The sequence below is a fragment of the Martinezella tropici genome, assembly GCF_003287875.1.
GTDB lineage: Bacteria > Pseudomonadota > Alphaproteobacteria > Rhizobiales > Rhizobiaceae > Rhizobium > Rhizobium tropici_C.
Genome location: NZ_QMKK01000022.1, coordinates 225,046 through 239,500 on the forward strand (window position 1 = coordinate 225,046; position 14,455 = coordinate 239,500).

Sequence of the window (14,455 nt, forward strand, 5' to 3'; positions counted from 1 at the left end):
TTGATATAATATCATTTTATAGAATTAAAACGTATTCCCATCCCTCGAAAAACCGAGAATCGTTCATAACGATCTCCATTTTGGTTTTTCAGTTCAGCGTCAGGATGATCTGGCAGAAGGATCGCCGCATTCCAGTCGGCGAATCCGCTGGCGGAAGTCGTTGTTTTGATTTGGCCAATCTGCTTGCGCGTTTGGCCCGCACGGAGATCGCATGCCGAAGACATCGCCGATGCTTTCCCATCGCCTCCTTCGTGTTGGCCGCGGCGCGCTTGTCGCCTTGGGAGCCTTCACGGCGGTGGCAGTCGGTTTCTACGCTCATATGCTCTGGACGACGAACTTTCACCCGGTCATCGCCGGCGAACTCTATCGCTCCTCTCAGCCGTCGGCCGCCACGATTGCGGAACTTCAAAAGCAATATGGCATCAAGACCATTATCAACCTGCGCGGCGACAACAGCGGTCATGACTGGTATGACAAGGAAGTCGCCGAGGCCAAGCAGCTCAACATCAACCACATCGATTTCCACATGTCGTCCGCTCATGAGCTGACGCAGCAGCAAGCCGCACAGCTTATCGAAATCATGCGGGACGCGCCGAAACCACTTCTCATTCATTGCCAGGCGGGAGCGGACCGCACAGGGCTTGCTTCGGCGCTCTATCTCGCCGCCATTGCCAAGACGAATGAGTCGACGGCAGAAAACCAGATGTCGATCTTCTATGGCCATCTTTCATTTTCCTTTACCCGCGCCTACGCCATGGATCGGACATTTGAGAAGCTGGAACCCTGGCTCGGCTTTTCCGCATCCTGAGTATGGGCTCTTCCCGTTAGATAATCTGTAACATTGAGCAGCTACCGGTTGACGGAGTGCATGTTGCGTTGCGACATTGATTCCCTATCCAGTCATCCGAGGCTTCCCGATGGACCAATTCGATCTCCTAGTCGTGGGTAGCGGCCCTGCAGGCCGCAGAGGCGCTATCCAGGCCGCCAAACTCGGCAAGAGGGTGCTCGTCATCGAGCAAGGCAAACGCGTCGGCGGCGTCTCGGTCCACACCGGCACCATTCCCTCCAAGACGCTGCGCGAAACCGCGCTCAACCTTTCCGGCTGGCGCGAGCGCGGCTTCTATGGCCGGGCCTACCGCGTCAAGCAGGAGATCAGCGCGGAGGACCTGCGCCGCCGCCTGCTGATCACGCTCGACCACGAAGTCGAGGTGCTCGAGCATCAGTTCGCCCGCAATCGCGTGCAGCATATGCGCGGCAAGGCAAGCTTCATCGATCCGCAGACCATGCAGGTCGTCAAGGACGACGGCGAAGTCATCAATGTCACAGCGACAAGCATTCTGCTCGCTGTCGGCACCAAACCGTTCCGTCCGGATTACATGCCCTTCGACGGCAAGATCGTCTTGGACAGCGACGAGCTGCTCGATATCGAGGAATTGCCACGATCGATGGTCGTCATCGGCGCCGGCGTCATCGGCATCGAATATGCGACGATTTTCAGCGCACTCGACACGCAGGTGACGCTGATCGATCCGAAATCGACCATGCTCGATTTCATCGACAAGGAAATCGTCGAGGATTTCACCTACCAGCTGCGCGATCGCAACATGAAGCTGCTGCTCGGCCAGAAGGCTGAGAAAGTCGAGCGCCTGCCGAGCGGCAAGGTGGAGCTGACGCTCGACAACGGCCGCCGCATCACCACCGACATGGTGCTGTTTGCCGCCGGCCGCATGGGCGCGACCGATACCCTTAATCTCCCTGCTGCCGGCCTCGAAGCCGACGCGCGCGGCCGCCTGAGCGTCAATCCGGAGACCTTTGCCACGAAAGTCCCGCATATCTTTGCCGCCGGCGATGTCGTCGGCTTCCCGAGCCTCGCCTCCACCTCGATGGAACAGGGCCGCATCGCCGCCCGCGTTGCCGTCGGCGCCATCGCCAAGGAACCGCCGAAATACTTCCCTTACGGCATCTATGCCGTGCCTGAGATTTCCACCTGCGGCCTCTCGGAGGAAGAGGTCAAGGAGCGGCACATCCCCTATGAATGTGGCATCGCGCGCTTCCGCGAGACCTCGCGCGGTCATATCATGGGCCTCGACACAGGCCTCTTGAAGATGATCTTCTCGCTGAAGACCCGCCGTCTCCTCGGCGTCCACATCGTCGGCGAAGGCGCGACCGAGCTCGTGCATATCGGCCAGGCCGTGCTGAACCTCAAGGGCACCGTCGAATATTTCGTCGAGAACACGTTCAACTATCCGACGCTCGCCGAAGCCTACAAGATCGCCGGCCTCGACGCCTGGAACCGCATGGGCGATATCAAGTCGGAGATTTGAGGCGGATTGTGATTTGAAGGGTTTATGGGACCATCCTCATCCTTCGAGGCTCCATTCTTCGGCTTTCGCTCCTCAGGATGAGAGGATGGGGCAAGGATCATGCGCAAAGGATGAGCCCTTATGGTGAAGAGGCCTGCAGGGCCATCTCGAACCACGAAGGCGGGTGATAACTCACTCCTGCCCTCCGCCAGAGCCCGGAGGTTTACCCACGATACAAAAAGCCCCGCCGCGAACGGCAGGGCCTAATTTTTGTTCGGAAGAAAGACCGATTATTCGGCGCTGTCTTCAGCAGCCTTCTTCTTCGGAGCGGCCTTCTTCTTCGGGGCAGCAGCCTCTTCGCCTTCAGCGGCAGCTTCAGTCGCCTCGGCCTTGGCAGCCTTCTTCTTCGGAGCAGCCTTCTTGGCGGCCGGCTTATCTTCAGCTTCGTCGTCGGCCAGCAGCGCTTCCTTGGAGACGGTCTTGTCCGTGACGTTGACCTCGGTCAGCAGGTGGTCGATGACCTTCTCTTCGAAGATCGGCGCGCGCAGGTTGGCGGAAGCGCCGGGCGTGTTGCGGAAGAATTCCAGGATTTCCTTTTCCTGGCCCGGGAACTGCTGGAGCTGTGCGTAAAGCGCGCGCTGCAGTTCGTCTTCGCTGACTTCGACGCCGGCCTTCTCGCCGATTTCGGAGAGAACGAGGCCGAGGCGAACGCGGCGCTCGGCGAGCTTGCGGTATTCTTCGCGAGCCTTCTCTTCGGTGGTGTCTTCGTCTTCGAAGGTCTTGCCGGATTCGCTGAGATCGGTTTCGATCTGGCGCCAGATGCTGGCGAATTCAGCGTCGACGAGCTTCTGCGGGGTGTCGAACTGGTACATTTCGTCCAGCTGGTCGAGGATCTGGCGCTTGACCTTCTGGCGGGTCACCGAGCCGTACTGGCTTTCGATCTGGCCACGAACGATTTCCTTCAGGCGGTCAGCCGATTCCAGGCCGAGCTTGGAGGCGAGTTCGTCGTTGATTTCGATTTCGCCGGGAGCTGCAACTTCCTTGACGTTGATGTCGAAGGTGGCTTCCTTGCCGGCGAGGTTCTTGGCCGGATAGTCGGCCGGGAAGGTTACGGTGATAACCTTCTCATCGCCAGCCTTGACGCCGACGAGCTGTTCTTCGAAGCCCGGGATGAAGCGGTTGGAGCCGAGGACGAGCTGCGAATCTTCATCCTTGCCGCCGTCGAAGGCAACGCCGTCGACCTTGCCGAGATAGTCGATGGTGACGCGGTCGCCATTGGCGGCCTTGCCCTTCTTGGTCTCGTAGCTGCGGGCGCTTTCGGCGATCTTGAGGATCTGCTCGGTCACTTCGTCTTCGCTGATTTCAGCGACTTCGCGGGTCACCTTGATGCCGTTGACCGGCTTCAGTTCGATCGCAGGGATCACTTCGTAGGAGAGCGTGAATTCGAAATCGGCCTGAGCGGAGAGGATCTTTTCTGCCTCGTCCTTGTCTTCGGTCATGGCGACTTCCGGCTGGGTTGCCGACTTTTCGCCGCGCTCGGTCAGGATCGCCGGCGGCTGGTCGCGAACGATTTCGTTCACCAGATCGGCCATGATCGACTTGCCGTAGACCTTCTTCAGGTGCGAGACCGGCACCTTGCCCGGACGGAAGCCATTGATGCGGACCTTGTCCTTGACCTCGGCCAGGCGCTCGTTCATGCGCACTTCCATGTCCTTGGCCGGGATGACCACCTTGATTTCGCGCTTCAGCCCTTCAGCGAGCGTTTCGATAACCTGCATTGTCCTACCTTCATTCATGGCGGCCGTGCCCAGCCTGCCGTTCGTTTCGATGAGCACGACGCCGGAAAATCCCGAGCGTGGCTTGGATGCAATTCCCTTTCATCTTGCCAGAGCGCCGCGCCTTCAAATGAACGCGCAAAAGGCAGCTCTATCCCGTCACGAGCCAAAACATCTTATCCCCTTTCCTCATCGAAAGCGGGATGCTTTGGGCAAGATGCGCGTCCTGCGGCATATCGGAAGACAGGCTTCGCGAGCCTCCCCCCGTCCACAAGACAGTGTTGGTGCGGGTAGAGAGACTTGAACTCCCACGCCTTGCGGCACCAGAACCTAAATCTGGCGTGTCTACCAATTTCACCATACCCGCGTTCCCAAAACCGCATGGCGATGCCTGCCCATGGGGGCTTCCGGAGCGCGGCGTCTCTATATCACCCGTTTCAAACCACGCAAAGGAAAAATGACGGTTCCGCGACGAGGCCGAAAGCTTATCGGCATCTTGCGGCAGATATCGTCAGTAAAGCGGCTCCTCGTAGACGGATTTGCCGTCAAGAAGCAGGCTTCTGATATGGGCAACGCCATCGGAAGACACGCGCGCCGCGATGGCGACCCGATTGTCATTGCGAGCGCTCTCGATATCGTGCCCCTGCCCCTCGGGCACATAGTAGCGCTCGATGCCATAGGTGACCCCGATCACCGCCTGCGAGGGGTCGGTCGCATCGCCATGGAAAACATAATCGACGGGCAGGCTTTTGAGCACGACCGTATCGGGTTTCGCATCGAGTGCTCCGAAGGATGATTCGACGATACCCCAGTAACCGTCGTCCTGCTTCTTCAGGCGAACGGACAATATAGCGGCGTTTCGGCTCATTTTCGGTGGTCCTTCGACCATCGTCGAAAACGGAACCCGTGAGATGTCGTAGTTCAAGGTCACGTAATCGCCGCGCAGAAGATCGCGCGGATCGACCGGCGCCGTCTTCAAGAGAATCTCGACACCGCTCCGCAGGCCCCAGGCCCGCTCGCCGACCATATAGCCCAGCACGGCGGTCTGCAGAGCCGCAACGACGATAGCGGCAATCCACAGGCGGCGGGAGCCAATGGTCGGGCTCTTCTCGGCAATATCGGTCATGCCCGCGTCCTCTGCCTGCCATTATCGGAAAAACGCCGTTCCAGCTGGATGACCAGCCAGGCGGCAATGGCCACGAATATACCAGCCGCAAGGAAGAAGCCGGCTGTACCGATGATGGAGCCGATCGTCTCGCCGGCAAGATAGAGGATCTCGCAGGCAAAGACGAAATAGGCGAGATAGCGCACCGCACCATTGTCACGGCCGGCAAGGGCGATGGCGATCACCGAACTCGCCAGCGTCGCCGCGGCGACGAAGACGAGCGGCAGCTTGTCTTCCACCCAGACGTTGTTTTCGAAGGATCCAGTGCCGATCTCGGCATGGACGAGGAAGAAGCCGATCGAGGCGATCAGAAAAGTATAGAAGGCCGGGGCCGCTCCAGCCGACCGCACAAGCGACATCAGCGGCGAAGCGGGAATGCTGACGAGAAGAAAGGCCGCCATCCCGAGCCCGGCAAAGAGGATCGCCGTGTTCAGGCTCTCATGCCGGGCGAAAAGCCAGGTGAACCATCCCACCAGCATGAGGTAGGCGAGATGCCGCGCACCCGGTGCGTCGACATAGCGAACGAGCGCAATCAGGATGACGCCCATCAGAGGCGGCATCCAAGGCATGATGCCATGCCACTGATCGAAATGATCCCATAGATAGACGCCGCAGAATGCCCAAGCGAGAAAACCGGCCAGCACGACTTGCGCGCTTAAACGAAACAGCGCCGCCACGATGCAGGCCGCAGCAAACCAGACGAGCATCATCGTCAGTTCGTCACCGGACAGATTGTACATCTGGCCGACAAGCGCCATGGCGCCGCCAAAACTCAGCGTCCCCAGGATCAAAAGTCCCGATGCGACAATCGAACGACCAAGAGTAAGGAGATGCGCCGCGCCGAGATAGAAAGCCCATATCATCGCGACGAGCCCTACGAGGCGCGAGATCCTCGGAATCGCCTCCCAATTGGCGGAAATGAAAAGCAGTATCGCCAGGCCAAGAAGCACCGCGGCGATGATTGCCAGCACCCGCCCCGCACTGAAGCTCGTTTGGCGACCGTCATATTCACGCAGCACCGCCTCTGCAGCACCTGCATCGACAAGACCTTTTTCGATCCAGATTTTCAGATCCCGTTCCAGCCTGCCCCTGTACATCCCGGCTCCCTAGCTGCGACTCCCCTTGCATAGGAGAAATACCACAATTCAGCCATCTATGCCGCCGGCGCCTTCCGCACAAATATGTCCCACATTAATACAGAATTAAGCGCTGACCTTGCATGATATGGCCTGGTATTCAGATACCGGCACGAGACATGCGCATTCGGCATACCTCCTATGAAATTATTGCGCTGCACAAAATTAAAAAGTCATACTATTTGTAGAACGCCGAAACACGGAGATGGCGCGCCGGGCCAATTCTGGTCGGAAAAGCCTGGGATTTACGTCCCGACACGGAATTCGGAGCCGCACACTCCTCCTCCCAGTGCGCTCCGATAGATTGACGACACTCCTCCTCCCAGTCGTCAATCACCTCAAATGACGCCCACCGCATCCTCCTCCCGCGGTGGGCGTTATTTTTCTCACCTCAAATCGGCTCATATGCATCTGGTGCCGGAAGAACTGGCAAATGCCGGAACCTGACGTGGAAACAGTCGAGTGACGATTCGCGGGCGAAAGACAGCTCATGCAGCCCTCCCGATACGGCATGGCTGGCCAAAACATGGCCGAATGCGGGCAACAAATGGAAGCGCCAGCGAAAGCCGGGCGTTCCCTTGAAGCGAGCCTCTGAAGTAGTTCTTCATTCGGCCGCGATATGCACATAAAGCAGCCGCCATCTTAGGCAGATCGCCCACAAGGCTTGCATGTTATGCATAGGTGACATGAAGCATTCGCTCTTTTAGTTTTCGCGGCGCAGCATATATTTAAATCCATTAGATCGACGACGGAACCAATCGCGGAACCGCTCGATCACAGATCCTCGAAAGGGACTTAAAATGAACCTGACCCGCTCTTTCAACAACTGGCGCAAGTATCGTCAGACCGTCAACGAACTCGGCCGCATGAGCGCTCGTGAACTGCACGACCTCGGCATCGACCGCGCCGACATCCATCGCGTTGCCCGCGAAGCCACCGGCCGTTAATCGCCGGATAGGCTTCGCCCAACAGCGAAAGCCTTCTCAACGCCCGTTGCGGACCTCCGCGGCGGGCGTTCTTTTTTGCCCATCGACTGAGCAAGCGCAGCATAGCCGATCCGCCCCGAGCTATTCCTTATCTGCAAAGCACCCAAATTTTGAGCATCGACTGCTTTTTGGGCGTCATATTGCACAAATGCATAGCAGACGCCTTTTCTTTGCACTGCACAACCGACCTCCTCGCGCCTATATAGAGTGCAAGCGCTGAGACGGTAATCGTACCGCTCGCAACCAAGATACCGAGGATAAGATCATGAACCCGATTCGCATTGCAAAGAACTGGATCAGCTACCGCCGTACCCTGAACGAACTTGGCAACCTCTCCAGCCAGACCCTTTCGGACATCGGCGTCAGCCGCTACGAGATCCGCAACATCGCTGCACGTTCCTTCCGTTAATCGTTAGGAATTGTAGACTGCTTCAAGACGGCGCCTTTCGGCGCCGTTTTTGATTCCGGCGACTAAGCGCCGTTCGATTCAATCAACTCGTAGAGCTTCAGTGATCAGCAGCGAGCCGCTCCCCACTGGCGCCGGATATCAATGCCACCAGCCATAGAGCACCGCAGCAACTTATGCGCCACAAGCGGACATCGCCGCTGCCGCCGTCACGCGCGATTTGGGAACGGAACCGCGTCTTTTCTCATTTACAGGTGGAGAGCTTTTGGCAGAGAGGCGTAAGAATGCAGATCCAAGGAATTTACGCCGCGCTCGCGATGGCAAGCATGGATAGGGCAGAGACGTTCTATACCCAACTTTTCGACCGGGGGCCTGACGATCGCCCCATGGATGGGTTGATCCAATGGCGCGATGTCGCAGGCGCGAACATTCAAATCTTCCATGACAAGGAGAATGCGGGGTTCGGCAGACTAACCATTGTCGTGCCGAAAATGGATCAGGCCCGCAAATCGCTCGAAGACTTTGGCATGAAGCTCACAGGTGAATCGGAAGGCGACTACGGAAAGATCGCCCAGCTTGCGGATCCTGACGGAAATCGCATCACTCTTGCAGAGCCGCCCTCGAGGCCTTTCGATACGTAGTGCCTCTCGGCAGGACCCGAGATTAAATTGCCGTAAGACCGCGGCGCAGTTTTGCGCGGCATGCTTTAGCAAAGCGATTGGATCGCCGCCCCGCTCGTGATAATGACGCGCGCATGACACAGACCAATCCCCACTCCCCCATCAACGTCATCGGCGGCGGGCTTGCCGGCTCGGAAGCCGCATGGCAGATCGCCAGCGCCGGCGTACCCGTCATCCTGCATGAGATGCGCGGCGTACGCGGCACGGAAGCGCACAAGACCGACGATCTTGCCGAGTTGGTGTGTTCCAACTCGTTCCGCTCCGACGATGCCACCAGCAATGCCGTCGGCGTCATCCATGCGGAAATGCGCATGGCGGGCTCTCTCATCATGGCATGTGCGGACAAGCACCAGGTGCCGGCCGGCGGTGCGCTTGCTGTCGACCGCGATGGCTTTTCAGCAGCGGTAACGCAGGCGATCGCAAATCATCCGCTGATCACCGTCGTCCGCGAGGAAATCCAGGGCCTGCCTCCGAGGGAATGGGACCAGGCGATCATCGCCACGGGCCCGCTGACGGCGCCCGGCCTTGCGAACGCCATCCAGGCCGAAACCGGTGCCGATGCGCTCGCCTTCTTCGACGCCATCGCACCGATCGTCTATCGCGACAGCATCAATATGGACATCTGCTGGTATCAGTCGCGCTACGACAAGGTCGGCCCCGGTGGCACCGGCAAGGATTATATCAACTGCCCGATGGACGAAGCCCAGTACAATGCCTTCGTCGATGCCCTGATCGCCGGCGATGCCGTCGGTTTCAAGGAATGGGAAGGCACGCCCTATTTCGACGGCTGCCTGCCGATCGAGGTCATGGCGGAGCGCGGGCGCGAGACGCTGCGCCACGGACCGATGAAGCCGATGGGGCTCACCAATGCCCATAATCCCACCGTCAAGGCCTATGCCGTCGTGCAACTACGTCAGGACAATGCGCTCGGCACGCTCTACAACATGGTCGGCTTCCAGACGAAGTTGAGATACGGCGCGCAGGCAGAGATCTTCCGGCTGATCCCCGGCCTTGAGAATGCAGAATTCGCGCGCCTCGGCGGTCTGCACCGCAATACCTACATCAACTCGCCGACCCTGCTCGATCGCTCCCTGGTCTTGAAGTCGCGCCCGGGCTTGCGCTTTGCCGGTCAGATCACCGGCTGTGAAGGCTATGTCGAAAGCGCTAGCATCGGCCTGCTCGCCGGCCGCTTCGCCGCTGCCGAGCGCAAGGGCGAAGCACCCTCGCTGCCGCCGTCCACCACGGCGCTGGGCTCACTGCTGAACCACATCACCGGCGGCCATATCGTTTCGGACGAGGAGCCGGGCAAGCGCTCCTTTCAGCCGATGAACATCAATTTCGGGCTCTTCCCGGAGCTGGAACCCGGATCGATCGTCAAGCCGGAAGGCGTCAAGCGCTTCCGCGGCAAGGACAAAACCATCATGAAGCGCCAGCTTATCGCCAAGCGTGCGCTTGCCGACTGCGCGAAATGGCTCGGCGTGCAGGCGCCGGTTCTCGCGGAGAGCGCCTGACCATCTGAGCTCGAGGCCGAGCTTTCAGGATTTTCAAGCCTTAGCCGGCGACGCCTGATCCTGCAGCTTGGCGTCCTCACCGGCAACATAGTTGCCAAGCAGCCAGAGCGACACTTCCGCGGCTTCGGCAGGCGTCTTGAATTCGAACGTGCCGTTGTGGTGGGGCGCATCCAGAAAATCGACGGTCAAGCCGCGACCGGTTGCCGAGATCTTGGCATGCGCCCGACCGGGCTCGATCAAATGGACGCTGAAGTGATTGCGCACATTGCGCATAAAGCCCGCTTTGTCGTCATGCAGCCGTACGAAAACCGCCTGTCCGTCGGCCGTCGTCTGCAACTGGCGGATCGCCTCGGTTGGAAAGGCGCGGCCGAACTCCAGAATGGCGAGGCCGGTATCGTGCAGGCCGTCTTCCTTGTTTTGCGATGCCATACGCGTCGCGTAATAGGCAATGAAGATGACGATCGCGAACAATATGCACCAGACGATAATACCCATGGCAGCTCCCCCGGAAATGCAAATTCAAGTGCCGGCACTCTCCATACAGGCCGAGACTTGCGCCAGCTTGTCGTATTTTAGATTTTCTTTGTAATCGACGCCATCGCCATGCGCAGCTGCCGGCGCCATTGCGGCAATGCGAGGGATCGATCGAAGAGACCAGCGCCGAGCTTCTGGGCCTGCTTCAAGACCGGCTCGGCCAGCGTGACGGGCAGAAAGGCCGGGAATACCGCCTGCGATATGGCCCCTGCCGCCCTCGCCTTGGCGAGGTGCTCGCGGCCCAGGCCGGCAAATGCTTCGATGGCCGCTGAAATGCGCTGATTATCCTCGCCGGCAAGGAAGGAATCGCGGTCGAGACCCGTTGCCGTTAAAATCTCAAGCGGCAGGTAAAGCTGGCCGCGATGGCGATGGAGGGGCATCAACAGCAGCAGTCCGGCAACCGCCTGTGCGACACCGGCGTGGCCTGCGGCATCCGCAGAACGCTTCGCCTCATCGGCGGACAAGACCAGACTAGCCAGCTGGATCAGGGCCGAAGCCGTCTCGCCGGCATAGCCTTCGAGGCTGCTGCGGCTCTCCATGGGGTCATCGTAGAGATCGAAGATGCGCGCGTCGATCATGTCGATCAGCGTCTGGCGCGGCAAACGGTATTCTTCGATCGCGGTCAGAAGCTCGGACGCCAGCGGATTGGCCTCGCTCGAGCCATGGGCCTGCCCTTCAAGAAGATCGCGCCAGTATTGCATACGCACTTCACCGGGCAGCGGCTCATGCACAAGATCGCGCACGCGCGCCAGCTCGGCATTGAAGGCATAGAGCGCGGCAAGTGCCGGGCGCTTCTCTTCCGGCGCCAGCAGGCAGGCAAGATAACGATCGCGATCGGTGTCGCGAAGCGTTGCGAGGCAGATGTCCCGGTTGCTACGGGGCGCAGCTGTTATCGTCATACGTGGATCCGAACGTCAGACGGCGATCAGCGCCGCAGCCACGGCACGCGATTCGGACAGCATGATGTTGAATGTGCGCACCGCCGCTCCCGTGCTCATCGGGTCGGACGAAATCTGCTTTCCACGCAGGACAGCCTTCAGCTCGGCGGGAAGCGGTCGCAGCTCCATGCCGGTGCCGACGAGCAGCACTTCGATCTCGGCAGCCTCATCGAGAACCTTCTGGAAGCGATCCGGCGTCAGCGCATCGCCCTGCAGCATGTCCCATCCGTAGATGCCCGAGGGCAGGCACAGCAGCGAGCCGCGATGCGACATGTCGGCGAAGCGGAAGCCGCCATTGCCGTAAGCGTCGATCGGTGCGCGCCCCGGGAAATGCGCGTTACGGATTTCTATTCCTTTAGCCACTGTATCACACCGCTGGTTTGCCTGACTGGATGTTGCCGGCCGCGGGTCCATTGCTCTCGCCGCCGGTCTGGAACTTGTCCGGACGCAGCTTGAACAGGATCAGCACGGGCGCCGCAATATAAATCGACGAGAAAGTGCCGACAGCGACGCCGAAAAGCAGGACGAAGGTGAAAGCACGGATCACTTCGCCGCCGAAGATGTAGAGAGCGAAGAGCGCCAGAAGCGTCGTCGCCGATGTCAGAATGGTACGAGATAGTGTCTGATTGATGGAGGCGTCGATCAGAATCGGCAGCGGCATCTGGGAATAGCGCTTCAGATTTTCACGCATGCGGTCGTAGACGACAACCGTGTCGTTCAGCGAGTAGCCGACGATGGTCAAAATCGCGGCAATACCGGTCATGTTGAATTCCATGCCCGTCAGCACGAAGAGGCCGAGCGTCAGAATGACGTCGTGCAGCGTCGCAATGATCGCGCCGACCGCAAACTGCCATTCGAAACGCAGCCAAATGTAGACGAGAATTGCAACGAGAGCCGCCAGTACGGCAAGGGAGGCCGTTGTCGTGATTTCACCCGATACGGCGGGACCGACGACCTCTACGCGTGAGAAATTATAGTCCTTGCCCAATTCGTCCCGCACGAGGGATACGGCGGATTGTTCGGCATTTTCACCGCCCTCCTGTGCATGGACGCGAATCACGGCGCCGAGGCGATCGGCAAGCCGCTCGACGCGCACATCGCCCGGAACAACGGCCTCAAGGCGCGATTGAATATCCACCGCATCGGCAACACCCTGTTTGGCGCGGACCTCGATGATCGATCCGCCGGCGAAATCGATGCCGAGATGCATGCCGACCGTCGCGAAGGCGACAAGTGTGATGACCGACAGAGCCGCCGATACCGTGAAAGTGTAACGGCGGATGCCCATGAACCGGATGTTGGCGTTGTCGAAAACGCCGCTTCGCACGCCGACCAGCAACGTGCGCGGCTTGCGGCGCGATATCCACATATTCACCAGCGACCGCGTAACGAAGCAGGAGGTGAAGAAGGTGGTGAAGACGCCGACCATGAGAGTGGCGGCAAAGCCGCGAACCGCGCCGGTGCTTGCATAGAAGAGAATGGCTGCGACGATGAGCACGGTCAGATTGGCGTCGGCCACGGTCGCGGCTGCCCGGTTGAAACCGTGGCGCAGTGCATCGACGAGAAGATGAGTTTTCTTTTCCTCTTCACGCACGCGCTCATAGATCAGTACCAGCGCATCGAGGCCGATACCGATGATCAAGACGATCGCAGCCACGCCCGGCAGCGTCAGCGTGATGCCGAGCACACCCATGAGCGCTGCCACCATGATCATGTTGATGATGAGCGAGATGGTCGCGATGATGCCGAGCAGGCGATAGAAGCCGATCATCAAGGCGGCCACGAAGACTGCGGCGGCGATGCAGGCAATCAGGCCGTAACGCGCCGTTTCGCCGCCGAGGCCCGGCTGAATGGTCCGTTCCTCGACCGTCGTCAGCGTTGCCGGCAGCGGTCCGCTCTTGATCATGACGGCCAGGTCCTGCGCACCCTGGACCGTGAAGTCTCCGGGAACGTCGATCTCGCCTGTTGCGATGACGGTCTTCAGGGATGCAGCGGAGATGACCTGATCGTCAAGCACGACGACGATGATCCTGCCGAGATTGCTGGCCGTCGATTGTGCAAAGCGGTGGGTGGCCTCCGGCGTCAGCTTGACGGAAACCGTTCCTTCGCCGGTCTGGTCGTTGGTAACGGAGACCGCGTCGGAAAAATCGACGTTCGAGAGCAGAGGCTGTCTTTGTACGAGATAGCCGACCGGGGGATCATCTTCGGAAAACAGCACGTCGGACCCGGCCGGCGGCTGTTTGTCCATGGCGTCCTGGACCGACATCGACTGATCGATCAGGCGGAAGCTAAGCTTGGCGGGCTGGCCGAGAAGGTTCTTCAGCCGCTGCGCATCGGCGAGATCGGGCACCTGAACGATGATACGATCGGATCCCTGCCGGCGGATCAGCGGCTCTCCCACGCCGAGCTGGGCGATGCGGGCGTGGATGACCTTGATCGCGCGTGCGATCGCCGCTGACACATGGCTATTGATGTCGGCATCGGTGATATCGAGCGTCAGCGCACCGTTATCCCCCTGGGACAGAACCACGGACGGTTTGTCCGGTTCGGCAGTCAACGGTCGCAACGCCGTCAAAGCAGCCTGAACCTGCGCCGGATCGTTAATGCGAAGCTGGATCTTGCGGCCAGTGCCTGTCAAGCCCGAATAAGCGACATTGACGGTGCGCAAGCGCGTCGAGATATCGCTGACTATACTTTCCAGACGATCCTTTTCGACGTCACCCCGTTCGATCTTCAGCAGCAGATGTGATCCACCGCGCAGATCGAGACCTAGCTCGATCTTTCGATGCGCCCACCATGCCGGGAGGGATGAAAGCGCGCGCTCACCGAATAAATTGGGAGCGGCCAGAAGCACGCTCAAGAGAACGACGAACCAGATCAGGGCGGTCTTCCACCAGGAGACGTGCAGCATCGCTCTCTCGACTTAGGGCTTCCCTACCGCGCCCCATCTTCAAAAGAAAATGAACGGGCGCAGTAACATATTGAAATTGTGCACAATCCCTCAGGAAAGTCGATCCCGAA

At 59.5% G+C, this 14,455-nt stretch carries 13 protein-coding genes and 1 tRNA gene; 6 read left to right on the plus strand and 8 right to left on the minus strand.

Going from position 1 to position 14,455, the window contains the following annotated elements; translation table 11 throughout:
• Nucleotides 1-211 precede the first annotated feature (211 nt).
• Nucleotides 212-808 (plus strand): dual specificity protein phosphatase family protein, encoded by a 597-nt coding sequence (locus tag DQ393_RS06355; RefSeq protein ID WP_112340938.1) that lies wholly within the window; start codon nucleotides 212-214, stop codon nucleotides 806-808.
• A gap of 109 nt (nucleotides 809-917) precedes the next feature.
• Nucleotides 918-2,324: a Si-specific NAD(P)(+) transhydrogenase gene (sthA, locus tag DQ393_RS06360; RefSeq protein WP_112340939.1), complete on the plus strand. Its 1,407-nt coding sequence runs from the start codon at nucleotides 918-920 to the stop codon at nucleotides 2,322-2,324.
• Nucleotides 2,325-2,593: 269 nt separating this feature from the next.
• On the opposite strand, the gene tig is transcribed toward sthA, so the two are convergent.
• The 4 genes from tig to DQ393_RS06380 form a co-directional block, all read right to left on the minus strand.
• Nucleotides 2,594-4,081 (minus strand): trigger factor, encoded by a 1,488-nt coding sequence (tig, locus tag DQ393_RS06365; RefSeq protein WP_112341070.1) that lies wholly within the window; start codon nucleotides 4,079-4,081, stop codon nucleotides 2,594-2,596.
• A gap of 279 nt (nucleotides 4,082-4,360) precedes the next feature.
• A tRNA-Leu gene (locus DQ393_RS06370) sits at nucleotides 4,361-4,445 on the minus strand.
• 144 nt (nucleotides 4,446-4,589) lie between these two features.
• Complete coding sequence (locus DQ393_RS06375; protein ID WP_112340940.1) at nucleotides 4,590-5,204, minus strand: GDYXXLXY domain-containing protein; 615 nt, start codon at nucleotides 5,202-5,204, stop codon at nucleotides 4,590-4,592.
• Complete coding sequence (locus tag DQ393_RS06380) at nucleotides 5,201-6,340, minus strand: DUF2157 domain-containing protein (protein WP_112340941.1); 1,140 nt, start codon at nucleotides 6,338-6,340, stop codon at nucleotides 5,201-5,203. Before DQ393_RS06380 ends, DQ393_RS06375 begins: the two co-directional genes overlap by 4 nt.
• An 839-nt stretch (nucleotides 6,341-7,179) precedes the next feature.
• Here DQ393_RS06380 and DQ393_RS06390 point away from each other — a divergent pair.
• From DQ393_RS06390 to trmFO, 4 genes are all read left to right on the plus strand, one after another.
• Complete coding sequence (locus DQ393_RS06390; protein WP_081615319.1) at nucleotides 7,180-7,326, plus strand: DUF1127 domain-containing protein; 147 nt, start codon at nucleotides 7,180-7,182, stop codon at nucleotides 7,324-7,326.
• Between the two features lie 304 nt (nucleotides 7,327-7,630).
• Nucleotides 7,631-7,774, plus strand: coding sequence for a DUF1127 domain-containing protein (locus tag DQ393_RS06395; protein ID WP_069611985.1), 144 nt, complete (start codon nucleotides 7,631-7,633; stop codon nucleotides 7,772-7,774).
• A gap of 173 nt (nucleotides 7,775-7,947) precedes the next feature.
• Complete coding sequence (locus DQ393_RS06400; protein WP_245430268.1) at nucleotides 7,948-8,412, plus strand: VOC family protein; 465 nt, start codon at nucleotides 7,948-7,950, stop codon at nucleotides 8,410-8,412.
• A gap of 113 nt (nucleotides 8,413-8,525) precedes the next feature.
• Nucleotides 8,526-9,962 carry a methylenetetrahydrofolate--tRNA-(uracil(54)-C(5))-methyltransferase (FADH(2)-oxidizing) TrmFO gene (gene trmFO / locus DQ393_RS06405; RefSeq protein ID WP_112340944.1) on the plus strand — a complete coding sequence of 479 codons (1,437 nt, stop codon included), beginning with the start codon at nucleotides 8,526-8,528 and terminating at the stop codon, nucleotides 9,960-9,962.
• A gap of 33 nt (nucleotides 9,963-9,995) precedes the next feature.
• On the opposite strand, the gene DQ393_RS06410 is transcribed toward trmFO, so the two are convergent.
• The 4 genes from DQ393_RS06410 to secDF all read right to left on the minus strand — a co-directional run bounded on the left by DQ393_RS06410 (nucleotide 9,996) and on the right by secDF (nucleotide 14,345).
• Entirely contained in the window at nucleotides 9,996-10,457 is a 462-nt protein-coding gene (locus DQ393_RS06410; RefSeq protein ID WP_112340945.1) for a hypothetical protein, read from the minus strand.
• 77 nt (nucleotides 10,458-10,534) lie between these two features.
• Complete coding sequence (locus DQ393_RS06415; RefSeq protein WP_112340946.1) at nucleotides 10,535-11,395, minus strand: phytoene/squalene synthase family protein; 861 nt, start codon at nucleotides 11,393-11,395, stop codon at nucleotides 10,535-10,537.
• A gap of 15 nt (nucleotides 11,396-11,410) precedes the next feature.
• A complete protein-coding gene (locus DQ393_RS06420; protein ID WP_112340947.1) occupies nucleotides 11,411-11,797 on the minus strand; it encodes an Mth938-like domain-containing protein in 387 nt (128 codons plus the stop codon).
• Nucleotides 11,798-11,801: 4 nt separating this feature from the next.
• Nucleotides 11,802-14,345 (minus strand): protein translocase subunit SecDF, encoded by a 2,544-nt coding sequence (secDF, locus tag DQ393_RS06425; protein WP_112340948.1) that lies wholly within the window; start codon nucleotides 14,343-14,345, stop codon nucleotides 11,802-11,804.
• Nucleotides 14,346-14,455: the final 110 nt, after the last annotated feature.